At 58.0% G+C, this 24,135-nt stretch carries 15 protein-coding genes; 9 read left to right on the plus strand and 6 right to left on the minus strand.

Annotated features, from left to right (window positions below; genetic code table 11):
- Positions 1–9 precede the first annotated feature (9 nt).
- The 3 genes from NHH03_RS11850 to NHH03_RS11860 all read right to left on the minus strand — a co-directional run bounded on the left by NHH03_RS11850 (position 10) and on the right by NHH03_RS11860 (position 3,618).
- Positions 10–855, minus strand: coding sequence for a hypothetical protein (locus tag NHH03_RS11850; protein ID WP_253156281.1), 846 nt, complete (start codon positions 853–855; stop codon positions 10–12).
- A 353-nt stretch (positions 856–1,208) separates the two neighbouring features.
- Positions 1,209–2,354, minus strand: coding sequence for an aromatic ring-hydroxylating oxygenase subunit alpha (locus NHH03_RS11855; protein ID WP_253156283.1), 1,146 nt, complete (start codon positions 2,352–2,354; stop codon positions 1,209–1,211).
- The gene (locus tag NHH03_RS11860; protein ID WP_253156285.1) at positions 2,317–3,618 is read right to left on the minus strand and encodes an MDR family MFS transporter; all 1,302 of its coding nucleotides are present in this window, start codon (positions 3,616–3,618) and stop codon (positions 2,317–2,319) included. The genes NHH03_RS11855 and NHH03_RS11860 overlap by 38 nt, the downstream gene beginning before the upstream one ends.
- 226 nt (positions 3,619–3,844) lie before the next feature.
- Here NHH03_RS11860 and NHH03_RS11865 point away from each other — a divergent pair, with 226 nt between their 5' ends.
- Entirely contained in the window at positions 3,845–4,675 is an 831-nt protein-coding gene (locus NHH03_RS11865) for an endonuclease/exonuclease/phosphatase family protein (RefSeq protein ID WP_253156286.1), read from the plus strand.
- A 161-nt stretch (positions 4,676–4,836) separates the two neighbouring features.
- On the opposite strand, the gene NHH03_RS11870 is transcribed toward NHH03_RS11865, so the two are convergent.
- Positions 4,837–5,394: an REP-associated tyrosine transposase gene (locus NHH03_RS11870; RefSeq protein ID WP_253156288.1), complete on the minus strand. Its 558-nt coding sequence runs from the start codon at positions 5,392–5,394 to the stop codon at positions 4,837–4,839.
- A gap of 270 nt (positions 5,395–5,664) precedes the next feature.
- Entirely contained in the window at positions 5,665–7,830 is a 2,166-nt protein-coding gene (locus NHH03_RS11875) for a DUF5722 domain-containing protein (protein WP_253156290.1), read from the minus strand.
- Positions 7,831–8,024: 194 nt separating this feature from the next.
- Here NHH03_RS11875 and purL point away from each other — a divergent pair, with 194 nt between their 5' ends.
- From purL to NHH03_RS11910, 7 genes are all read left to right on the plus strand, one after another.
- A complete protein-coding gene (gene purL / locus NHH03_RS11880) occupies positions 8,025–11,000 on the plus strand; it encodes a phosphoribosylformylglycinamidine synthase subunit PurL (RefSeq protein WP_253156292.1) in 2,976 nt (991 codons plus the stop codon).
- 4 nt (positions 11,001–11,004) lie between these two features.
- Entirely contained in the window at positions 11,005–12,045 is a 1,041-nt protein-coding gene (locus NHH03_RS11885; RefSeq protein ID WP_253156294.1) for a 4Fe-4S dicluster domain-containing protein, read from the plus strand.
- Between the two features lie 191 nt (positions 12,046–12,236).
- Positions 12,237–14,492 carry a hypothetical protein gene (locus NHH03_RS11890; RefSeq protein ID WP_253156295.1) on the plus strand — a complete coding sequence of 752 codons (2,256 nt, stop codon included), beginning with the start codon at positions 12,237–12,239 and terminating at the stop codon, positions 14,490–14,492.
- 170 nt (positions 14,493–14,662) lie between these two features.
- The gene (locus NHH03_RS11895; RefSeq protein ID WP_253156297.1) at positions 14,663–15,400 is read left to right on the plus strand and encodes a 3-keto-disaccharide hydrolase; all 738 of its coding nucleotides are present in this window, start codon (positions 14,663–14,665) and stop codon (positions 15,398–15,400) included.
- Between the two features lie 53 nt (positions 15,401–15,453).
- Positions 15,454–17,088, plus strand: coding sequence for a PQQ-dependent sugar dehydrogenase (locus NHH03_RS11900; RefSeq protein ID WP_253156299.1), 1,635 nt, complete (start codon positions 15,454–15,456; stop codon positions 17,086–17,088).
- 128 nt (positions 17,089–17,216) lie between these two features.
- Positions 17,217–19,757 carry a DUF1592 domain-containing protein gene (locus tag NHH03_RS11905; protein ID WP_253156301.1) on the plus strand — a complete coding sequence of 847 codons (2,541 nt, stop codon included), beginning with the start codon at positions 17,217–17,219 and terminating at the stop codon, positions 19,755–19,757.
- A 24-nt stretch (positions 19,758–19,781) separates the two neighbouring features.
- A complete protein-coding gene (locus NHH03_RS11910) occupies positions 19,782–21,194 on the plus strand; it encodes a DUF1552 domain-containing protein (protein ID WP_253156302.1) in 1,413 nt (470 codons plus the stop codon).
- A gap of 115 nt (positions 21,195–21,309) precedes the next feature.
- Here NHH03_RS11910 and NHH03_RS11915 read toward each other — a convergent pair whose 3' ends face one another.
- Positions 21,310–22,164, minus strand: a complete 855-nt coding sequence (locus tag NHH03_RS11915; RefSeq protein WP_253156303.1) for a glycosyltransferase — start codon at positions 22,162–22,164, stop codon at positions 21,310–21,312.
- Positions 22,165–22,387: 223 nt separating this feature from the next.
- Between NHH03_RS11915 and NHH03_RS11920 the strand changes: the two genes are divergently transcribed.
- Positions 22,388–24,019, plus strand: coding sequence for an alpha/beta hydrolase (locus NHH03_RS11920; RefSeq protein WP_253156304.1), 1,632 nt, complete (start codon positions 22,388–22,390; stop codon positions 24,017–24,019).
- The last annotated feature ends 116 nt before the right edge of the window (positions 24,020–24,135 follow it).

Genomic DNA, 24,135 nt, shown 5'->3' on the forward strand with positions numbered 1-24,135 from the left:
GTCAAGTGATTATTTTTGGGTCTCTTCGTTAAATGATTTGTAGACGTGATAGGGTGTGTCAATTCGGTGCACCGCCCACTGGGAACCGGTCGTCCAGACCAGTTTTTCGTGCCGGTAGACCTCCAGTGGCACAATGGTCGTCCGGGCGACTGCATAGCGCCACTTCTGTTGATCGTCCTCGGCGAACGCTTCGATCAACAGGATTACCTCGGGGTCGGTCCCCTGCACAAAGGTGAACACGGCCGCATCGATCAGCGGTTGCTGCACGTCGATTTGTGACTTGGAAAAATCAGACCGGTGCACCGGGGTGTCCAGCAATCGCAGCGGCATCGGGTTCTTGTTCGGCGGTACCAGTCGGGCAGTGAACTGGCGGGCCAGTGTGCGCATTTGGCGTAGACGCTGAAACGGTGTCTTGGCCGGTGCGGCGGCGCCATCAACCGCCAGCCACTGAATCCCGGCTTCGTTGGGTTGCCACAAGACCTGCGTTTTGCTTTGTGCGGTCAGCGACGATTCGCTTAGCGATTGGAATTCCAAGTCGATGATGGTCTCGCTGCTGGGATACAACGACAGCGCGACCTGGGGACGATCGTTCAGCGTCCACAAGAACATCGCCCCGGCGGCGGTTTGGCGGGCCGGGTTGCTCCAACTGAGCGCCGGCGGGGACTGCAGTTCAAATTTGTGGTTGGCGCCGTCGCTGGAACGGATCTCCAGCCCCTCGGCCAGTACCGTGAACCGGTCCTTGATCTTGCTGGTCTCGTCGGCATCGGGCTGCTGTGCCGCGGCCGCGGTGGCGATGCACAGCAGCGACAGCGCGCACAGCGCTTGCGACGATCGGTGGAAAAGCGTTGCAAACAATGGATTCACCCTCGATGCGTCTCGCCATGATTGGCCGCCCAGGTTATTTTAGATGAGTTGTCTAATGTCGCAGCCTGCCTGGGGCGCGTCAAGTTTTTTAAGGGCTGCTGAAATGCGAATGGGAAATTTCTTGGGGGGCATCATTGTCCTGGCATGGGTCGCCAGCGGGCTACCGCGCTGTCTTGCGCAGGACGATGCCGCCGTGCAGCCCCGGTTGGCCCAGTTGGCAGCAAACTTTCGATTTGCCGCCACCGATGCTCCATCAGTTCCCTTCCCGTTGGAATCGCCAGCGATTCTGACCTACACCAATCCGGTGCGTGGTCGCGTGTCGCTGAGATTGAATGACGGTGTTGTTAGCGCGACGTTTCACCGGTTCGCTCGTCTAGTCGTTTCAACCAATCTTGTTGAAAAGCGTACAGACGTTCTTCGCTGCGGGCGAAAATCCGCGGGGTTCTGGCGGCATCCAGGCCGGCTTGGACCTCGGGGAAGATCGCGGCGTCTTCGTCCAGGACCCGTCCGGCCAAGCGGGCTGCGGCGATGCCCAGCCACCACGCCAGGTAGCGGCCGCCCCAACCCCAACGTTCGCTGCGGCGGGCAAATCCGAACACCGTCATCCGCGATTGACGCAGCCCGGTCGGAAAGGTTTGGTAGACCAACGTAAACGAGTCTGTCAGAGACGCCATCAGATTGGGGAACACGTGTAGGTGCCGATAGGTCGGATCGAATTGGCCGCTGATCCCGCGCAGCACCCGGGCTTCTAAATCCGCCAAAAAGCTTGATTCACGGGCCGAGGTTTCGAACACGGTTCCTGCATCGTCCAGGTGGTGTTCGCAATCGGCCTCCGATGGCGCACTGCCAAACGTCCCCGCGTGAACTTCGTCCAAATGGTAACTTTCCAACGAGCCTTCGATCGGGATTTTCCAGTCGCACCGGTAGTCGATGTCTCGTTTCATCACCAGCCGCCACCGTTGCTTGCTGGTACGCCGCGTCAACCAATCGTTCCACTGACTGATCGTCTGGCCGACCGTGGTGGTGCCATCGTTTCGGCTGTCGATTTCGACTGGTTCGGTCAGATGCACCAGCAGCAGCTGGCCGATTTGACGGACCGGAAAGGTGCCCAAGCGATAGGACTCTCGATCGAATTTCGGAAACTGTTTGGCATCCGGAATCTTTCGCGTTCGACCATCGGTCCCGTACTGCCAACCATGATAGGGGCATTTGATTTGGGCTGAATTTCCACTGCCGCTGGCCAGCCGGCAACTGCGATGGGCACAGACGTTGTGAAACGCGAAATAGTGGCCGCCGTCGTTGCGAACCAGAATCGGTACACCGAGTCGGTCGATGGCAAAATAGTCACCGTCGTCAGGCGCCATCGAGGTGCAGCCGACCAACTGCCAGCTGCCACGGCGCAACGTGGTGACGTCACGCTCATAGGCAGCCGCAGTGGTGTAATGGCTGGAATCAAGCAGAGCTGGCAGTGATTGCTGGGTTTGGAACATCCCGGCAGCTTAATCCAACGGAATCATCCGCGTCGCCGGGGGCCGGTTTGATCCGCCGCATCACGGTCCAGTGGATCAGTAACAACAGTCCCGACGCCGCCGCGGCAATCAGCAGTGCACCTAGCCACAACACCGGCGCCCCGAAACGGTACAGCACTGCACCACCAACCGGTGCGCCGATCGTCAGGGCCAAGCCATGGCCCATGCCGAACACACCCAGGTAACGGCCGCGCAAATCATCCGGTGCCATCTCGGTCACGATCGCTTGCTGGAACGGAGCTTGCAGGATTTCTCCCAGCGTCCAAACCGCGATGCACAAGGCGATGAAGGCAAATTGCAAACCATTGCCGCCGATTCCGCTGTGAAACGTCGTCAATCCGAATCCCAACGCGATCAAAAAACCGCCGGTCACCACGACCGTCATCGCTTGGAATCGTGACAGCCAATGCGTCAGTGGTAGTTGCAACAGAAAAATCAGCACGCCGTTGACCGACATCAGCAAACCGAACTGAAAATTGCTGTAACCCGATTGCCGCACGTAGATCGGCAGCGTTGACATGCCCTGAACAAACACCAGTGAAATCATCAACATCGCAAAACAGAACAGCATGAACGGGGTGTCCCGCACGATGCGGCCGACGGAATCCCACAACGGTTGCTCTGGCTCCGCACGATGCATCCCCAGCGACTTGGATGAGGGCCGAGTCTCGGCGATCGCAAACACAATGATGATCCCGTAGACCGCCATTGAAATCGCATCGATCCAGAACAGCCACTCGAACGAATAACCGGCCAGCAATCCGCCGACCGGGGGCGCGATCGCAAACCCCAGGTTCACCGAGATGTACATCAGGGCAAACGCATGCGAACGGCGATCGACCGAAACCAAGTCCGCGATCATCGCTGCGGCGGCAGGCCGATACAAATCCGCCACCAGTGCAAATGCCCCAACGGACAACATGAACAGCCAACGGTTGGTCACAAGACTTAAAACAATCAACAGCGCCGCGCCGCCGAACAAAGCGAATAACATCACGCTGCGGCGACCGATTTGATCAGCCAAATGGCCGCCGATCACCGATCCTAGCATGCCACCGACGCCGAGCACGCCGATACAGGCGGTCGCAAAGGGAACCCCAAACCCCAGTTTTTCACTCGCATAGATCGCCAAGAAGATGACGACAAACGAACCGGCGCGATTGACCAGCGACCCCAGACACAGGATCCGCACCGGAAGCGGCAATCGCAAATAATCTCGCAACATGGACGTTACCGAAGCAGTAAAACACAGCCTAGAAAACAAGGTTCAGAAACTGGCCATCCAGACAACTCACCCCTCCCACAGGTTCACAGCAGGCCAGGTGAAACCCAGCATTCCAACTCACTACAATGTTCCAAACGATCACCCTGCCCCCGCTGGGTCTCACCGGCCGACTGAAATCCCCGCCAGGTTGCACCTGGCCTACTGTATCCCTCCTGCGAGATTCAAAATGCTTGTTCGTTCCCTCACCGCGTTGCTGCTTCTGACCGTCGTGACTGGTGTTTCAGCTCAAGACGACACCCTCAAAATTGCCACGTTTAACATTCGTTATGCCAATGACAACGACGGCGAAGACGTTTGGACGCACCGAATCCAGGCGGTGACCGAATTCGCTAAACAGAATGACATCATTGGCATGCAGGAGGTCCGCAAAGGCCAGTTCGATACGCTTCGCGAAAATCTGTCAGCCTTCGGATCCTATGGGGTCGGCCGAGACGACGGCAAGCAAGGCGGCGAACACGCGGTGATCTTTTACCGCAAAGATCGTTTCGAACCAATCGACAAAGGCACTTTTTGGTTGAGCGAAACGCCTGATGTGGTGGGACAAAAAGGTTGGGATGCGGCTCTGCCGAGGACCTGCACTTGGATCCTGCTGCGGAATCAGAAAACCAAGCAACCGATTTATGTCGCCAACACGCACTTCGATCATCGTGGATCAAAGGCGCGACTGGGCAGTGGCGAATTGTTGGCCAAGCGGATCGGCGCGCAACCTCAAGACATGCCAGTGGTGGTGATGGGCGACCTGAACTGCTTGCCGGGATCTGGACCCTACGAAGCACTGGCCGCCGTGTTTTCCGATGCCCGCAAAGTCAGCCAGACGCCACCAAGCGGGCCGACCAGCACTTGGAACGGTTTTCGCGCCATCGCACCGGACCGCATCATCGATCACATTTTTGTCCGCAACGTCGACGTGCTGAAACTGGCAACCCTAGATCCCAAAACCGACCAAGGCCGTTTCGCCAGCGATCACCTGCCCGTGCAAATCACCATCACCCAGTAGGCCAGGTGAAACCTGGCGCCTACCGTTTGGTTGTTGATGCGATGCGGGCGCCAGGTTGCACCTGGCCTACTGCAGCAATGCGGGTGCCCAGTAGGCCAGGTGAAATCTGGCGCCTTTCTGTTTGGTGGTTGATGTGATGCGCGCGCCAGGTTGCACCTGGCCTACTCGCCCCAATTGTATTTTTGATTGTTGACGCATTTGGGAGCGGTACCGCCCCAGTCGATGTGATATTGTTTTTCATCGACAAAACGATGGAAACTCGAAAATTCCCAATCGCGAACGCGCTGCACGAGATTGTGTTTTCGCGGGTTCCAGTGGAGATAGTCGACACATCGCTCAAGATCCGTTTCGTCAACCACAGTGTGCTCCCAATACCGTGGTTGCCAGATCCCGCGGCGCCCTTCTTTCTTCTCCGCAACCGTGACGGTTGCTTCCGTTCCACCCGCTTCGAGCCAACGACAGCTGAAGTCTCGCTTGATCTTTTGGATGCGGGTCGGATAGTCAGCATCTTCTGGCGGCATGATCCAAACCGAATGGACATGGTCCGGCAGCAGACAAATCGCAAATAGTTGAAAGGGAGCGTGGTGGAGTTGTTCCGCAATGGATTCGCGCAGGCAACGTCGACCGAGAGCGGTCGTCAAAATCGGACGCCGCCCGTAAGTGACCAATGTGAAAAAGTAGGTTCCACCCGGAACGAAATTCCGTCGGTAATGCGACATCACAACTCCCCAGTAGGCCAGGTGCAAGCTGGCGTAGTTAATGCGCGCGCCAGGTTGCACCTGGCCTACTTTAGCAAATGCGCGCGCCAGGTTTCACCTGGCCTACTTTAGTGATGCGCGCGCCAGGTTTCACCTGGCCTACTTTAGTGATGCGCGCGCCAGGTTGCACCTGGCCTACTTTAGTGATGCGATAGTCCAGTAGGCCAGGTGAAACCTGGCGTTTTTTCTGTCTGGTGATTGATGTGTTGCGCGCGCCAGGTTGCACTTGGCCTACTTCCACAAGGGTTGGTAGTGGTCGCGCAGCTCGGCTTCGCGGTCGGTGCCGATCGCGCGATAGACGTCCCATGCCGGTTTGGGTTTGCCCAGTCGATCGCCGCGGGTCGGCAATCCTCGCAGTCCCAATTTCAAACCGCCCTCACCGGGATGATCGCTGGGACGATGGTAGTCAAACGCCAAGATCGAGGGGCACTGCCGCAGTTGCTGCCAGGTATACAGTAGCGCCGCTGCTTGATCATCCAACTGTTTGGGATCCGCCGGGTCGGCATGAAAGCCCTGCTCGCTACAAATCACGGGCCGAACCTGTCCGTCATGGGTTCGCGAGCTGGGTAAATGCATCCAGCGATCGAGCACTGTTAAATTCTTGATTGTGATCAACGGAGTGTCAAAATCGTCGCTGACTGCATTGTCATTCCAGGTGTCCGATTTCCACAAACTTTGCGGATACGGATGGTAGGCGACGCCCCAGGGGAAATCACCCTCGAGCTGGCTGTCATGACAGAGCCACTGGAGCATTTGTTTGGGCGGATAGGTTTTCCAGTGTCGGCAATCGGTCGCATTCCAGCGGTGCGTCAACGAGATAAAAACGCGTGCGTGCGGATTGATCTGGCGGACCGCCGCATCGACCAGTCGCATCGAGCGGACGTAGTGATCCATGAACACTTCCATGGGTTGCTCGCCCATGTTGGTCCACTGCCACCCATAGTCGATTTCGTTGTGAACGATCCAATGATCGATTCGTCCGTGTTGCGGATCGCCACGCCCATAGCGATCGGCCAAGACATTCAGTGTGGCCTGATACAGCGCCACCGCGTCGTCCTGATCTAAGTTTGGCATCGCATAGGTTCCCGCCGGGTCCGCTTGCGGATGTGCCAGCGGCGATGGATGAGCCGTCGAATTGGGAATCAGCAAAATACCGGCGACCACAATCCCGGCATCCCACGCGGCGCGAACATCGCCGTCGATCGATCGCAATTTAGGTTCATTGATCCACCACTTGCGCCCGCCGATCGTGGTTTGTGGCCAACCACGGTGTTCACGGTCACTGACCAAGCCGGTCATCACGAGATTCACCGAAGCATGCTCGAGCCCCAGGTCCCGTAGCTGGTCGACCGTGAACCGCGATGTGATGCACGTCAGTCCTTTTGCCGCTTGCAACGATCGCGGTGGATCGGGTGCCTGATCCGGAACATCGACGGATCGATAGACGGCCGCTGACAGCGCGCTGACGTTCGGTTCAGCGTCGGTGGCATCAACGCCGGCTGTATCGGTGTTCGACCCCCGGAACAATTGAAACCGCACACCGGATCGCAGCAGGGGGGAATTCGCTGTCGCCGGGATCTGCGCTGTGAATCCTCTCGTTGCCCTGTCGCCGTTCAGCTTGCTGTCCCCGTGCAACCTGTCCCAGGTCACCGCCCAGGTTCGTGCAAGTTCGGCAGCGCTGGGCGGCGTCGCAGCGGAGGCGCTGGGTTTGCGTGCGACCACGATCGGCGGATTTGCGCCCCCCTGGTCGACAGCGATCTGGCCAACGACGCGGATCTGTCCTGCGGCAAAGGTCACTGAATCGATTCGTGCCGGCCAATTTCGGTTGCGGTACTGACGAATTTGATCGGCCAGATGCTGTTTAGCTGTGATGCGTTGTTCCGCTTGTTCGGCGAGTGCCAATTCGCGTTCATTGATCGGCCGCACTCGAACCTTGCGGACCTGTAAACGGATTCCGGATCGACTGCCTAGATCCATGCGGATGGTGACGGATTGATCGGGGGAAATCGAATCCGGCGACAACTGACTGAGATTGGCCGAATAGGTGGTCCAGCCTTCGGCCGGTGGCATCGCCGGTAGGGCCGCGGCGGGGCTCAAGCGGTTTGACTGGCGTGTTCGCCACTCCACCGATGAGATTCCGGGGGCACAAAAATATTCCAGCGACAACATCCAGTCGCGTGATGAGGGTGGCAGCGGCGGCATTTGGAACCAGAAATACGGGTCCCCACCGGTCGTTTGGATTTCGATCACACCAGCGGATTCGTTGGCGGTCATCTGATGAGCGGTTGTCGCGATGCCAGACCAATCCAAGCGCCCGGCCAAATCATCCGGTTGTTGAGCATTGGCTGTGACCGCCAGCAGCCATGAAAACAGCAATAAAGTGGATTTTCGAAGCATCAATCGAACCGGTGGGGGGCGGGCTGGAAAACGGTGGCAGCGGATCGCGGGGCATTCTATTTTGACGTCGGCTTTTGACGTTGCCCAGCGGGAAGCCTATCCCATTTGCAGGGCGGCGCAGGTTCTCGGCAGCCGGCGGTGTTTTCGATACACTTCTCGCAGCTGACTCAATTTCCCCGTACCAGGACACACCCATGCCGTTGTGGCAGATTGACATCTACCCCGCCGAGAACGAAATCGACCGTGAGGGAGCCCGGACCAGCGAGGAGATTCACGAGTTGGGCATCGGTGACGATGTGCCCGTGGCGTTTGCCCGTAGTTTTTTGGTCCAAGGGGAATTGGACGCGGATCAAGCCCAGACGATCGCTCGCACCCTACTCAGCGATTCAGTGACCGAGCATGCGGTGGTCGGCATGACCAGCGACAATTCGCTCAGCCAGCCGCCTGCGGGCATCGAGTCAGCGTCCAGCGAAACAGTCCGTCTGGTCAACGTGCTGCCCAAACCCGGCGTGATGGATCCGGTCGCGGCCAGCACGATTAAAGCCGCCCAGGACATCGGGTTTGATGTCGAATCGGTGCGGACAATGCGCAAGTATTGGATCGATGGTGTCGACGACGAAACGTTCCAAACCATCTGTCGCCGCGCCCTGTCCAACGATTCGATCGAACAGGTCGTTGTCGGTCCACTGCAAATGGACCAGCTGGATGTCGGGTCGCCGTATGAATTCGAACTGGTTCGCGTTCCCATTCGAGGCTTGTCCGATGACGAATTGGAAACCCTGTCGCGCGAGGGGCAACTGTATTTGACGTTGGTGGAGATGCAAACGATCCGCGATCACTTTGTGGCGCTCGATCGAGACCCCACCGACATCGAATTGGAATCGGTCGCACAGACCTGGTCCGAGCACTGCAGCCACAAAACCTTGGCGGGGCGCATTCACTATCGCGGCGTCGGCGCCGATGGCACCGCAGGTGCCGACCAGCGGCAATACGACAACATGCTCAAGGAAACGATCTTTGCCGCCACGCAAACGATTCGCAAGCGATTGGGCGACGACGATTGGTGTGTCAGTGTGTTCAAAGACAACGCAGGGGTCGTGACGTTTAACGACGACTTTCACGTCTGTTTCAAAGTCGAAACGCACAATCACCCCTCGGCCTTGGAACCCTACGGCGGTGCCAACACGGGGATCGGCGGCGTGATTCGCGATCCGATGGGAACCGGCATGGGCGCCAAACCGGTCTGCAACACCGACGTGTTTTGTTTTGCCCCACCGGACACCCCCACCGACCAATTGCCGCCTGGCGTGCTGCACCCCCGCCGTGTGATGAAAGGCGTCGTGGCGGGCGTCCGCGACTACGGCAACCGCATGGGAATCCCCACCGTCAACGGTGCCGTCTACTTCGACAAACGTTATTTGGGCAACCCACTGGTCTATGCCGGCAACGTCGGTGTGATCCCGGTCGGCATGGAAGACAAACAGGTCTACCCCAACGATTTGATCGTCTCGCTGGGCGGACGAACCGGTCGCGATGGGATTCACGGTGCGACGTTCAGTTCGGCCGAACTGACCAGCGAGTCCGAATCGCTGTCCGGTGGTGCCGTGCAGATCGGTAACGCGATCACCGAGAAAATGGTGCTGGACGTTTTGATGCAAGCCCGCGATCGTGGCTTGTACAACGCCGTGACCGATTGCGGTGCCGGTGGATTTTCGAGTGCCGTCGGAGAAATGGGGGAACAGGTTGGCGCCGAAGTTTGGCTAGACAAAGCGCCGTTGAAATACGAGGGGCTCTCGTACACCGAGATCTGGATCTCCGAAGCCCAGGAGCGAATGGTGCTGGCGGTGCCGCGTGAAAAATGGGACGAGCTGCGCGAGTTGTGTGAAAGCGAAGGCGTCGAGGCGGCGGTGTTGGGCGAATTCAAACCGACCGGTCAATTGCACCTGACCTACCATGGCGAAACCGTCGGCAACGTCAGCATGGCGTTCTTGCACGACGGGCGTCCCCCGGTCATCCGCGAAGCCGTCTACGAACCACCGGCCGTCACGCCCGTCGATTTGCCGGAATCCGTCACGCCGGAACAGACCAAGCAAACCCTGTTGAAGATCCTGTCCAGCTTGAACGTGGCCAGCAAGCACTGGGTGATCCGCCAATATGATCACGAGGTCCAAGGCGGCAGCGTGGTCAAACCATTGGTCGGCCCGCAGTGTGACGGCCCCGGTGATGCAGCGGTGATCCGTCCGCTCTTGGGCAGCACACGCGGGCTGGTGATCTCCTGCGGGATGAATCCCCACTACGGTGATTTTGATACCTATCACATGGCGGCGTCGGCAATCGACGAAGCGATGCGCAATGCGGTCGCCGTGGGCGCGGATCCCAGCAAGATCGCGATCCTGGACAATTTCTGCTGGGGCTACACCGATCGTCCGGAAACACTGGGCTCGCTGGTCCGTGCGGCGATCGCCTGTCAAGACGTTGCGGTCGAATTGGGAACACCGTTTGTCAGTGGCAAAGACAGCTTGAACAACGAATTCAGCTACGTCGATTCCAGCGGTGAGAAACAAACGATCTCGATTCCGCCCAGTTTGCTGATCAGCGCGATGGGACAGATCGACGACGTCTCGTTGGCCGTGACGATGGATGCCAAGGAGGCTGGCAACCTGGTGTTCCTGGTCGGCACCACCCAAGACGAAATGGGTGGTTCACATTACTGTCTCAGTCAGTCCAGCAGCGGTGGCAACGTGCCGACGGTCAACGTGCCGGTGGCCAAAGCAACGTTCGCAGCGATGCACGCGGCGATCCGCGATCGATTGGTGCGCAGCTGCCACGACCTTAGCGAAGGCGGCTTGGGCGTCGCCGCAACGGAAGTCGCGATGGCCGGCGGATTGGGGATGGAACTGAATTTGGATGCCGTCGCAGAAATCTCCACGCCTGGTTTAGACCCCACGGTGCTGTTGTTCAGCGAATCGAACTCGCGGTTCCTGGTCGAACTGGCCCCCGAGCATGGCCCGGCGTTTGCCGCGATCATGAAACAATCCGGCGTGCGGGCTGCACAGGTAGGTACAATCAATGCCAGTGGAAAATTGACCGTCACACGTTCCGGCACCGAGGTGTTGGATTTGGCGATCGACACTGCGAAAGATGCCTGGCAAAAACCTCTCGATTGGTGAGTGGATGATTTCTCCAACGCTGCAAGCTGACGAAACAACGACCAAGACTTGGACCGTGGTGATCTCGCGTGGTCAGTCACGTAACCCGGCCAAGCGGGCGACCGAGCAATCCATCACGGATGCGGCGGCGGAGATCAACGGTGCGCATGTGATCGTTGTTCCGCACCTGTACGATTTGCCCAAAGGCGGCGAATCGTTGCAAAAGCTGGCCGCTATTGAGGGCAACCTGATTGTCGTCTCCTGGATCTTCCCCCGCGCCGCCCACTGGGTGTTGGACCGCAATGGTGTCCGCGGGCAATTCGTCGCCGTTGAACTCGGTGATCCCGCCGGCGATGATGCCGAACAGGATCAGGACGCCTCGGCGAGCGATTCCAACGATCGGGATGACGTGGAGCGAGTCGACCAGCTGTACCCGCGGCCGGAGCGAGAGATTCACTGTATCGATTTGAAGCTCGAAATCGGGGCCGATGAAATCATCGCGGAAATTCAGCGATTGATTCAAGCCGACTCCGCAACCGCTCAGTCGCCTAGCGATCCCAATTCTCTGCCGATCATCGGCGGTCAAATCGTGCAAGTCGACGAGGACACGTCGCGGCGCTGGTACCCGGTGATCGACTTCAGCCGCTGCACCAACTGCATGGAGTGCGTCGACTTTTGCTTGTTCGGTGTCTACGGGGTCGATGGTGCCGAAACGATCCTGGTCGAACAACCCGACAATTGTCGCAAGGGTTGCCCGGCCTGCAGCCGGGTTTGTCCGGAAAACGCCATCATTTTCCCGCAACACAAGGCGCCAGCAATCGCCGGTGCGGAAACCGGTGGCAGCGAGGCATTCAAAATTGACCTGTCCAAGCTATTTGGTGCCCCCGAGGGGTCTGACGACGCGATCGCCACAGCGGCCCGCGAACGGGATGAACAACTGTTGCTGGTCGGCCGCGACGCAATCGGAATCGATGATCAATTGCAGCGTCGACAAGCGGATTTACAGGCTAAACCCAAAGACGAATTGGACCGTCTGATCGACTCCTTGGACGAACTGGATCTCTAGCATTGATGCTTGAGCCGGATTGCTGATTTTGTCGCAATTGGTTGTACACTAGCCGGAATAGTTTACCCACAACACGGTACTTTTCTTCACCTAGTTGACTCACCTTTCTGGGTGAATTTCGGCGGGAATGCTTCCGATAGCAGAGACTAACCCTCTGCATTCGATGGAGCCTGCTAGTGCCAACCCGCTTGATGTTTGACAAACGATCCCGTCGCCGCCGACGCCTACGGACCCTGTTGTGGAAACCCTTTCTGGCCAGCGTTTCGGCCGGAATCCTACTTGCCTTTGCCGGTCAGGCCCGCGCCGACGGTGAAATGCAATTGTTGGCTCCACTGAATTCGACGCTGACGTTACGCGCGGCCGAACCCGTCGCGACGCCCGCGGAACTGCCGCCTGCTGCACTGGAACCAGCGGCCTCGGCCAGTGAGCCCGCTGGCGCCAATTCAAAAGCCAACAAACCCTCGATTCAAGCGATTCCCGCTTCGGGGCCGTTGGATCGATTTCGCGCGCCGGCGGCGAAGCTTCCCGCGATGAATCTCGCCAGCCCACTGGGGCGTCCCGCGACCGCAGGAACCGAGACCGCCAAAGCCCAGATTCCGACGCCCGGCGAACAAGTACTGGACCGCTTGGACCAAGCCGCCGAAGAACTTCCGCCGCTGCCAGGCGATAGTGCTTGGTCCAGTCGTGGAGCATCACAGCGAACGAATTCGCAAGCTGCCAAAACGAGTTCGACGCCAGCTCTTCCCCCAGCCAGCACGCACGTGACCGATGGCTTCGCCCCGCCGGCGTTCGAAGGCGGATGGGTTGCGCGTGATGCGATCAACCGGATCGAACCGCTACGGGATCCGGTTTCCGACGCCCGCGCGAATGTCGATTCGTTTCAGTCGCAACGGCAATCCCAGCCCCCCGTGAATGATTCTCCAGCGGTGCAAACGCAACCTGCTGCGGTCGCCCCCAGCCCTGCGAAGGTTGCGGAAAAATCCGTCCAGCTGAGCGCGCCGGAAACACCCGCCTCGGCTGCGCCCAAATCGATGTCGCTCAACGAAGCCAAGACCGCTGGGCCGATCAAGAAGTCGGTGGATGTCGATGGCAAACAGGACTGGGCCGACCAGATGCTGCAGTCGTTGATGGAACCCCAGTCGACCCGCAGTTCCAATCTCAACCAGGCCGAACTGGGGCGGGCAGACGAGAGCACCCCAGAGATTACGCCCAGCGCACCGGCGACGGTAAAACGCAAGGTTGCAACCATCATCAAACCGGTCGAACAGGTTCGGCCGCAGGCCACCGTGTCGAAACAGTCCACGCCCGAGCCGCAGCAGTCGGCGTCGGTGGGCGATTTGGCGCCGGACGACTCTGTCACAGCCGACTCTGTCACAGCTCGCACGCCTGTCGAAGCGGCTCCGCAAGAACAACTGCTTGACTACACCGGCAATCCGCTGGCCTCGATCCAACCGACACGCTCTGTGTTGAGTATGCGACCGGGCATCGAACGTGCGCTCAGCTATTTCTACGAGCGGCCTGAAATTGCAACCGGGCGCAGCAATTGGGGCATGATGCATTCGTTGATGGTGTTTGGTGCCGACACCAAGATCATCGTCGGCCGACAAAAGTTTAGCGCGATTGCTTGGATCGCAGGCAACAACAACTGCCGCGGCCAACGATTGTTGACCCACGACGGCCACCGACTGCAAGCCAAAAGCGGCGTCGGGTTGCAAGGTCACCAGGGCCAGTTCTTAGCCGTGCTGGGGATGTGCAATGTTCCCACCAGCTATCCGCTTCATGCCGGCGAGCTGAAATTCAGTGTCGCCGATCTAATCGAAGTGGAAAAACGGGACTGTAAAGCAGGCGAAGAGCTGACGTTTACCCTGATCGGACTGTCGCACTATCTGGATACCGATAGCACGTGGATCGCCGCCGACGGCACGCAATGGGACTTCGAGCGTTTGCTGGCCGAAGAACTGAAACAGCCGATCGTCGGAGCGGCCTGCGGCGGCACACACCGTTTAATGGGTTACGCACACGCGCTGCGGAAACGTCGCGCCGAAGGCAAACCGATCACCGGGCAATGGAAACGTGCCGAGACCTACAGCGAGGACTTCATCCAATACGCCTACTCGCTACAAAACCGCGACGGATCGATGAGTACCAAATGGTTCGAAGGCCGTGGCGACAACGGTGATGTGGATCGCAAGATCCAAACCACCGGACACATCGTCGAATGGTTGCTGACGATCACGCCAGATGACGAACTGCAAAATCGTCGCTTGGTCGCGGCGGTGAACTTCCTGTATCGCTCGATCGGATCCAACCCATCGCATGACTGGAGCATCGGTCCGAAAGGCCACGCGCTGCGTTCACTGGCGATGTATCACCAACGCGTCTTCCGCGACGGTTCCCCCTGGATTCCAACCGCCATGGCCAGTCGTCAAACCCAAAACCGACGCTAGCCAAACATCCCCCTGACGCGACGGATCTTTCACAAGATCCACGACAGCAATCGTAAAATCGGCATCCTCAAGGCCAGCCCGCATCGGGGCTGGCCTATGAATTCGTGTATCCTGCTAGCGGATTGATCTCCCGCTACTGCCTTGTTCCCCCCAAGACACGGATTCCCGCGATGCGTTACGTTCTGGTTTTGCTCTCTGCCATTTGTTTGCTGGCCGGTCAGGCGACTGCCCAAGATTCGGTGACCAGTGAACCCGGATTTGTCAGTCTGTTTAACGGCACCGATCTCGCCGGCTGGAAGGGCGACAAACGGTTTTGGCGTGTCGAACAGGGCGCGATCGTCGGTCAGACGAGTGCCGACAATCCAGCCCCACACAACACGTTTCTGATTCGCCCCGATGACTCCTACGGCGATTTCGAACTGCGTTTTTCGTATCAAGTCGACGGCTTCAATTCAGGCGTCCAGTACCGCAGCGTCGAACAGGATGACTACGTGGTCAGCGGATACCAGGCCGATTTCGAAGCACGATGGCACGACGGCGACAGCGACAAATTCTCCGGCATGTTCTTTGAAGAAAACGGGCGGATGTTTCTGGCACAGCGCGGCCAAGCCGTCGTCGTGCGGCCCCCGCCGGCAGGCGAAAAGAAACCGGCGATCGAAGTGGTGGGCTCGCTCGGCGATGCAGCGGAATTGGAATCCGTGATTCGACGCGATGACTGGAATGATTACACCGTGATCGCCAAGGGGTTCCAGTTCACGCATCTGATCAACGGTCGTGTCGTCGCGCTGGCCTGGGACGAAGACACCCAGAAACGTCGCGACAGCGGAATTTTTGCCTTTCAATTGCACTCGGGAACGCCCATGCAAATCAAAATCAAAGACATCCGCGTGCGGCGCATCGACAATTGAATTGGCTTGCCGCGACTGTTCCTCGTCTCCCACCTCGCTCGCCGAAACTTCTCATGCGATTTTTGCTTCCGCTCGCGCTGTGTTGCGTTTCCGTCACTGCTGCTGCTGCGGAACCGCCCGCCGCCAGCGCGGCCGATCTGGCACTGTTGCAACAGTACGCGATGACTCATGCCGGCGATGCGGCGCGCGGCAAACAACTGTTCGATCAAGAACAAGTCACACGCTGCCTGGCATGCCATGTGGTCGGCGACAAAGGCGGTCAAGTGGGACCCGACCTGTCGAAAATTGGTGGCAAGTTCGATCGCATCCACTTGATCGAATCGTTGCTTCAACCCTCCGCCCAGATCGTACAGGGCTATGAAACTAACACCGTGCTGACCGCCGACGGCCAAGTGCTGTCCGGGGTCATCGGCAAAGAATCGCAGCAAGAAATCGAGCTCTGCGACTCCACCGGGAAATGCTGGACGATCGCGCGAGCGGACATCGAATCGATTAAGCCCAGTCAACAATCGACGATGCCTGATAACTTGGCGACGGGACTGGACCCCACACAATTCACGGATTTGATCGCCTATTTGGAAACACTGCGAACCGGTGTTGGCAAACAACCCGGGTCGGCAACACGTGGTCCAGTCAGTCTGCCCCAGGGGTACCAGATCGAAACACTGGTGACCGGGCTGTCCGGTGCAACGGCACTCGAGGTTTTGGATGATGGCCGCATTTTGGTGTGCGAACAACAAGGCGATCTGCGGGTGATCAAAGACGGCAAGCTGTTGGAACAACCGATGCTGTCCCTGGACGTCGAACTGTACTGGGAACGAGGGCTGATCGGTGTGACGGTGCACCCCGATTTCCCAGCCACCAATTGGTTGTATGTTTGTTATGTCGCCCAACAGCCCTACACCCACCATCGCATCAGTCGCTTTCGCGTCCAGGGCGACGTCGCACTGCCAAGCAGCGAACAGATCTTGCTGCGAGGTGACGACCAAAGCAAGCTTGGTGGCAATGTTCCTGCGGGACACCAGGGCGGTGCGTTGCACTTTGGTCCCGATGGGAAACTTTATATCGGCATCGGCGAACAAACCGCCAAGACACCGGCGCAAAATCTGGGCACGTTCCAAGGCAAAATATTGCGTCTGGGCGATGATGGAACGATCCCGCCCGACAATCCCTTTGTCGGGAAAGCCCAAGGCAAATACCAAGCGATTTGGGCGCTCGGATGCCGCAACCCGTTTACCTTTGCCATTGATCAAGCAACCGGTCGGATGTTGATCAACGATGTTGGTGGCAAATTCGAAGAGATCAATCCGGGGGTGGCCGGCGCGAACTATGGTTGGCCGACGATTGATCACGGCCCGACCGAACAGGCCGAATTTGTCGGCCCCATTCATGTGTATCCCGAAGCGTCTATTTCCGGCGGTGATTTTGCTCCCGTGACAGCGGGTCCGATCCTAGCCGGCCGATACGTGTTCGCCGACTTTGTTCACGGCTGGATTCACAGTATCGACCCAGAAAACGGTGGCTCGGCCGATGATTTTGTCAGTGGGCTGCGCCGACCGGTCGACCTGCGGTTCGCCGCCGACGGGGCGTTGTATGTGCTGCTGCGAAACGCCTGGATCGTGGACGACAAATTCCAGACCGACAGCGGTTCGCTGATCCGGATTCAACGCACACCCACGGCAAAATAGAGTTTCATCGCAGCGCCCCAGTGCCTGCTACAATGGTCGGTTCCCCGCCATCCTTGATCGGACCCGCCGTTATGTGCCTGCCGTCATTTCTGGATTGTCGATTTGCGTCTGCCCTCATTCTATGGGGCATGGCTGCAAGTCTTGGCGGGTCATGCGGCACAACCTGCTTGGCGGCAGAGGGGCCGTTGGTGCTGTATGAGTTTACGTCTGGCGGACCCGCGGCGATCAACACCGCAGCGGGCGACCTTTCGTTGGACTTGATCGTCTCGAAATCCGATGCCATCGATGCCAAGCATCACGCGCTGAGACTGGATGGAAAAACCAGTGCCATCTCCAAGACATCGACTAAGCAACTGTTGGACGCGATCAAACGGTCCAATGAACTGACGTTGGAGGTCTGGTTGACGCCAGACACGATGAAGCAATCCGGTCCGGCGCGAATTGTGACCTTTTCAACCGACACGTCGAATCGAAACTTCACACTCGGCCAAGACAATGATCGTTACGACGTCCGGCTGAGGACCAGCAACACGGACAAGAATGGTTTGCCATCGTTAGCCTCGCCGCCTAGATCATTGACGACGAAGCTGACTCAGGTCGTTTTCACGCGATCGGCCGCCGGGATGACTCGACTGTACATCAACGGCAAACAGGTCAGCCAATCCAAAGCCACAGGCACGTTCAGTAATTGGAGCGACACAGCACGTTTGTCGTTGGGCGACGAAGTCAGCGGTGGGCGACCATGGACAGGCAAACTACATCGTGTTGCGATCTACACCCGCGCTCTCTCGTCGGCTGATGTTCGCGCCGATTTTGCCGGCGGCATCCACCAGGACGCTGGACACACCGCGTCGCCAAAACAAATCGCCGAACTGCATTTTCAACAGCAAATTGCTCCGTTGCTGGCCAAGCACTGTTTGGAATGTCACGACAACGCATCCTCTAGCGGCGATCTGGTGCTCGATCGCAAAGCCAGTGTCATGAGTGACGCTGTCGTCGCCGGTGATTCCGAAAATAGCCCGCTGTGGATTTCGGTGCAGGATGATTCGATGCCGCACAATCGAGATCCACTCAGCACCGATGAAAAGCGTTTGCTGCGAAAATGGATCGACGACGGTGCCGCCTGGAATCTGGATTGGATCGATCCAGCGGACTACCTGCATGATTCGGCAACCGCTGATCAATACGTGCGTCGTTTGACCGCCCAAGAGTACGTTCGCAGTGTTCGCGATGCCGTCGATGTCGACATCAGCGACTTAGCCGGCGATTTGTTGCCACCTGATGTGCGAGCCGACGGATTCAACAACACCGCCTACAACTTGACCGTCGACTTGGGCCACGTGGAAGCCTACAACGAATTGGCAAAACAGATCGTCGCGCGGATGGATGTAAGGGACTATGCCGGTCGGTTTTGGGGCCAGGCAAAACTGACCGACAAAGAGATGCGCGGGCTGATCGAAAAAATGGGGCGTTGGGTCTTGCGTGGCCCGCTGGAACATTCGGAAATCGATTTCTATCGCGGTATTTCGACGTCCGTTGCCGCGTCGGGAGGCGACTACCGGGATGCTGTGGCCGCCACGATCCAGGCCATGCTGCAATCCCCTCGCTTTCTTTATCGGATCGAAAATCAAGCTGCCGATGGTCGCACCGCGTACGTCGACGACTACCAGTTGGCGTGTCGGATCAGCTACACGTTGTGGGGAGCGCCCCCCGACAAGAAACTCAGTGATGCCGCGTCCGCCGGCCAGTTGCAAGATCCCAAAATTTTGCACCAACAGGTCACGCGGATGTTGCAGGACGATCGCGCCGTCGAGCGATCCAAAGACTTTGTGACGCAGTGGTTGAACTTGAATCACTTGAACGCCTTGCAACCCTCTGCCGATCGGTTTCCCGATTGGCGGCCCGAATTGGCGGACGACATGCGCCGGGAAACCTTGGCGTTTTTTGAACACGTGGTTTGGGACCAGAAACTTCCGCTGGCCAATCTGCTGGACGCTCAAGTCACATTTTGCTCGCCGCAATTGGCCAAGCACTACGGAATCCAGCCCGTCCAGCCGGGGTTCAGTCGCTATGACCTTTCGGCGTTGCCCGAGCGTGGTGGATTGCTGACACAGGGCAGTCTGCTTTCGATCGGTGGCGACGATGCATCGATGGTTACCCGTGGATTGTTCGTGTTGAACAATTTGTTGCGTGGTGTCGTCAACGACCCGCCACCCTGTGTCGACACCACCCCTGTCCCCGCCACGGCTGGCGTTTCGGCGCGGACCATTGCTGAATCCAGAATCAAAAACGAAGCCTGCGGTGGCTGCCACAAACGGTTTGAACCGTTGGCCTTTGGTTTGGAAAAGTTTGACGGCCTCGGTTCGTTCCAGCAGCAAGACGAATTCCAAAACCCGCTCCGCGGCGATGGAAATATCTTGGTCCCCGGCTCCGCCGAACCGGTGGACTTCGCCGATGCCGCAGAGCTAATGCAGTTGCTGGCCTCCAGCGATCGTGTGCAAGAAACTCTGGTTTGGAAATTGGCACAGTTTGCCGTCGGTCGACCGCTGACTGCCGACGATTCACCGGTGGTTCGTCGCATTCATCGCGATTCACGTTCTCAGGGCGGCACCTACCAAGCGATCGTCTCTGAAATCATTTTCGGTCCACTTGTGATCCCACAACGTTAACCCTTCCACCTTTCGGGTCTCACCATGCCCAGCCAACGAATGCACCGCCGCACCTTGTTGCGCGGACTCGGCACCGTCGCCATCGCTCTGCCGGCGTTGGAAGAAATGATGTTGCAATCCGCCGTTGCCAGTCCAACCGCCGAGGTACCGGTCCGCGCGTTCAACGTGTTCTTTGGGTTGGGCATTCCCGCACCATTGCAAGATGAAGGGATGGATGGCGTGTTCGAACCACTTGGTCCACTCGCCGACAAACTGTTGCTGATGCGAGGCGTTGACCATGTTCGCTGCGATGAATCGGGAATCAACGCGCACTTTGATGGCGCCTCGGCATCGTTCACTGCGGAACCGCCAGACGGCGAAGCCAAAGCGGGAGGGCCGTCGATCGACCAAGTCATTCGCAAACAGTATCACCCCGGCAGCATGCCCAATGGGATAGTTCCAACCTTGGTTGCTGGCACGTTCTTTCGCCGCAGCAGGGTCAGTCGATTCGTCCACAGTTATAACGCTGACGGCACCGTTGCCGCGACCATGCAGGAGAAGCCACGCGACCTGTTTGATCGCGTCTTTGGTACGATCGACGCAGCAGATGATGCAAAACAACGTCGCATCGACCGCAGTGTGCTCGATTCGGTCGTCCAACAATATAAGTTCTACACGGGTGCGAATTCTCCATTGGGCAATGCGTCTCGCAACCGGATCGCAGACCACTTGGAACGGATTCGCGAATACGAGACACGCGTCTACTCCAACGACGCTGTCGATCCTCGTGCCCCCAAAATGCCTGCTGCGAGCGAGATGGCGCACGGCGGTGCGGCCGATCCGGGCGGCGAAGGAATCGACATGCACATCGATGATCTGTCGCGTGAATGGCGTTTAATGGCCGACCTGTATGCGATGGCGATTCAGCTGGATCGAGTGCGTTTCGGATCGCTGACCTTCCTGGCGGCCGGCGAGCGACTGCGGATGAAGGGGCAATACAAGTACAACGGTCGTTTGGTCTATGAGTTCAATGACCAACAAGAACTGGGGAAATCCGGCAGCGCGGGATGCAGCCACGAATGGTGGCACAAATTCAATCCGCAAAAAGACAACAAGCAACTGCGTGCGCATGCCCACATGAAGATGCGCGAGGTGGCTTATTTCCTGGGGCTGCTGGATGAAACCAATGAAGCCAACGGAAAATCAATTCTGGAAAACAGCTGCATCACAGTCAGTACGGAATCCGGCGACGGACGCCATAACGATGTCAAACGTGAACTCTCTGGCGTCTTCCACGCGATCACCTCTGCCGGTGGCCGATTCAAGACCGGTCAGCAGATCCAGGTCGGTGCCGAAGGCCTGGATGTTTACAACACCATGCTAGCCGGCATGGGATGCGAGCAACGGCTGGGGCCCGGCAAACGTGAACACCAGATGGTCGACTCGATTCTGTCCTAGTGATTCGTACATGTTTAGAAGTGGGGTAAGCTTTCAGCTTGCCATCACCCCACCGCTTCAATCGCAAGCTGGGAATGCTTGCGCCACGAATTCAAAGATGGATGAAGCACACCGGTTAGCCAGCCATCGAACGGATTTCGTCCAATCCTTGATCGGCTCGTGTCACGCCGGTCTTACGCACCTGCTTACGGATGTTGCGGTTGCGCTGCCAATCTTCGTCGGTCACATAGCCACGGTCGTGGTCCAAGTGATAGCAGACCGCACGGTGACGGATTTGAGTTCCGGCAATTCCGGAGTTCTCCAGTCGTTCGCCGAGTTCGCGGTCTAAACCACCGTACCGCATCTCGTGGTTAAATCCATTCGCATTGACGACATCGGATTTCCAAGCCGACGCGTTGTGACCGTTGAAAGTCGGTTTGGTCGTCGTCGACAGATCGAACCATCTCGCCAGCGAGGGATGGTTTTCAATCCACACCCACTTTTTTGAGACATCGATTCCTTTTCGCCGCAACCAAGACGGACTGGTGAAGTCTCGGTAGGCGACTGTGTCGTCCAAGATCTGGTTGGTCAGATCACGCGGCAATCGATTGCAGCCGCCGGAAAGAAATCGGCCAGGCATCGCCAACGCTTGATGCGACGCGACGAAATCACAGCGGGGCACACAATCGCCATCGGTGAACACCAGATAATCACCGGCCGCCGCGTCGATCGCTCGATTCAAAATGCGTGTCTTGCCGAACCCTTGGTGCTGCTGCGACACGTAACGGACGCTGATCGACGAATGGGATCTGAAATCAGCGATCACGTCCCGAGTCTCCGTGGTGTCTCCGTCCTCGCCGACGACAATCTCAAATGTTTGCTGAGTTTGTTTGGAAAATCCGCGGAGAACCTGACGGAGATAGTTTGGTGATCGGAACGTCGTCATGATGACCGACACCGACGGACCAGTCTGGGGTCTTTGCGATTCCATGCGTCGACACTTCTAAACGGAAAAACGTGCGGGGATTTGGCACTAGTAAACAGGATCCCAACCGCTGGGGTAAAGACCGATCGACAAACAATTGGCATCGACCCCAACCCGACACAAGAAGTATTTAGGAGCTGACGAAAACGCGTTTTCGCGATCCACCGGGAACCCAACCATGCGCTCCATCAACCGCTGCAAGACTCTCGACATGCCAAAGCTCCTCTGCATGTCATTGCTATCATTCATTTGCTTGGGCGGATGCAGCCGCGAATCCAACGAACAGACCGGTCGCAGCCCCGACGTGGCACAAACTCGCACGGCACAGGCTGATACGGCACAGGCTGATGCTGCGGAAACCCACACCGCGGACAGCATCGCGGTGGAAACGCCCGCGATGCTGCCCCCCGCAGCGGACACATTCCCCACGCCAACCTTGCAAGCTGACCCGGTCGGCCCGATGCCCATGCAAGCCAGCGTCAATCGTTCACTGCCGGCCCCCATGTCCAGTTCAGCGTCGTCCAGTTCGGCGTCACCGGTTCCAGCCGGCGCGTCATCGACTGGTCCCTTTAGCACCTTGCCCGCAGGTTCGCAGCATGACAGCCAGCAAGGCTATGCGACCGTGCAGGTCTTTTACGCCACCGATCGGGCTCGCGATCTGACCCCATTGTCGTCTTACAACGTCACTGGCAATCGCGATGCGTTCCTACTGCTCGGGGGCTGTGCGACGGTTTTTTTTGTGCTGGCAATTTTTAACTGGGTCTGCAAACGCACTGGTACGGGATTCGCATTTTGCGGATTTGGCGGCGTGGCCGCTGCGTCGGCAACCGCGGTGTTGTTATCGGGAACGGCAAAAATTGAAAAGCACGGTGTGACCTACAATGCGAATCGAGGTTCGCTGGTCAAAGGGATCTGCAGCGTCACCGTGCCGGACACCCATCAAGTCGGTGTGGTGGAACGCCCGAGTCTGCTGAAATTTGAAATCCACGAGAACCAAAAAGATCACATCGTGCTGACCAGCGCGATCGAATTGCCCGCGGATGAATTCAGCCAGGCATTGGCCCAGACCGTCGCGGCATCACCACAGCAAGACATGTTGGTTTTCATCCACGGCTACAACGTCGACTTTGAATCCGCGGTTCAGCGAACGGCGCAGATTTCGGTCGACCTGCCCTTCGAAGGCGTCCCGGTGTGTTACAGCTGGCCCAGCCAGGGCACGTTGCTCGGCTACACCGTTGACGAGAACAACGCGGCGTGGACACAAACGCATCTAAAACAGTTTCTGTTGGAATTGGCCAACGAAAGCGGCGCGCGCTCGATCAACGTGGTCGCCCACAGCATGGGAAACCGTCCCACGACCGGTGCGATGCAACAAATCGCTTGGGAACAACAGCACGCTGCCGAAGTGAACCAGACCGACCCCCGGATGCTGTTTGATCGCGTCGTGTTAGCAGCCCCGGATGTCGATGCCGATCTGTTCCGCCGCGACCTGGCCCCCGCACTGTCGGACATCGCCAAACAAGTCACGCTGTACGCATCGTCGGACGATCAAGCATTGGTTGCATCCAAACAGGTCCACGGCTATCCGCGGGCCGGCGAAAGTGGTGTCAATGTGGTGGTCGTTCCTGGCATCGAAACCGTGGACGTCAGCGGCATCGATCTCAGTCTGCTCGGTCACAGCTACTACGGTGACAATCGTTCGATGCTGTATGATCTATACGAAGTCGTCCGCGAACGCATTCCAGCGGCCAACCGCCAATTGTTAACACCACGTTCGTTCGGTGAACTCACCTACTGGCAGTTGCAACAACACCCCACCGACACGCAACGTCTGTCTGCCCAACCAAGTGACATCCGCTAAGCATCGCAAGAACAATCAGTGGCGAGTTTACCGTAGCTGATCCCGCCAGGGTTCAGTCTTTTACTGTGCAAATCTGAACCCTGGCGGGATCAGCTACAGCGGTTACTGATCACGTC

The sequence above is a fragment of the Stieleria tagensis genome, assembly GCF_024129865.1.
Classification (GTDB): Bacteria; Planctomycetota; Planctomycetia; order Pirellulales; family Pirellulaceae; genus Stieleria; species Stieleria tagensis.

Bases quoted from the DNA above. Each gene is read 5' to 3' on its own strand.
- NHH03_RS11895 (WP_253156297.1), top strand. From the start codon at position 14,663: ATGCGTTACGTTCTGGTTTTGCTCTCTGCCATTTGTTTGCTGGCCGGT.
- NHH03_RS11890 (WP_253156295.1), top strand. From the start codon at position 12,237: ATGTTTGACAAACGATCCCGTCGCCGCCGACGCCTACGGACCCTGTTG.
- NHH03_RS11875 (WP_253156290.1), bottom strand. From the start codon at position 7,830: ATGCTTCGAAAATCCACTTTATTGCTGTTTTCATGGCTGCTGGCGGTC.
- NHH03_RS11905 (WP_253156301.1), top strand. From the start codon at position 17,217: ATGGCTGCAAGTCTTGGCGGGTCATGCGGCACAACCTGCTTGGCGGCA.
- NHH03_RS11865 (WP_253156286.1), top strand. From the start codon at position 3,845: ATGCTTGTTCGTTCCCTCACCGCGTTGCTGCTTCTGACCGTCGTGACT.
- NHH03_RS11915 (WP_253156303.1), bottom strand. From the start codon at position 22,164: ATGGAATCGCAAAGACCCCAGACTGGTCCGTCGGTGTCGGTCATCATG.
- NHH03_RS11920 (WP_253156304.1), top strand. From the start codon at position 22,388: ATGTCATTGCTATCATTCATTTGCTTGGGCGGATGCAGCCGCGAATCC.
- NHH03_RS11855 (WP_253156283.1), bottom strand. From the start codon at position 2,354: ATGTTCCAAACCCAGCAATCACTGCCAGCTCTGCTTGATTCCAGCCAT.
- purL (WP_253156292.1), top strand. From the start codon at position 8,025: ATGCCGTTGTGGCAGATTGACATCTACCCCGCCGAGAACGAAATCGAC.
- NHH03_RS11910 (WP_253156302.1), top strand. From the start codon at position 19,782: ATGCCCAGCCAACGAATGCACCGCCGCACCTTGTTGCGCGGACTCGGC.
- NHH03_RS11870 (WP_253156288.1), bottom strand. From the start codon at position 5,394: ATGTCGCATTACCGACGGAATTTCGTTCCGGGTGGAACCTACTTTTTC.
- NHH03_RS11900 (WP_253156299.1), top strand. From the start codon at position 15,454: ATGCGATTTTTGCTTCCGCTCGCGCTGTGTTGCGTTTCCGTCACTGCT.
- NHH03_RS11885 (WP_253156294.1), top strand. From the start codon at position 11,005: ATGATTTCTCCAACGCTGCAAGCTGACGAAACAACGACCAAGACTTGG.
- NHH03_RS11860 (WP_253156285.1), bottom strand. From the start codon at position 3,618: ATGTTGCGAGATTATTTGCGATTGCCGCTTCCGGTGCGGATCCTGTGT.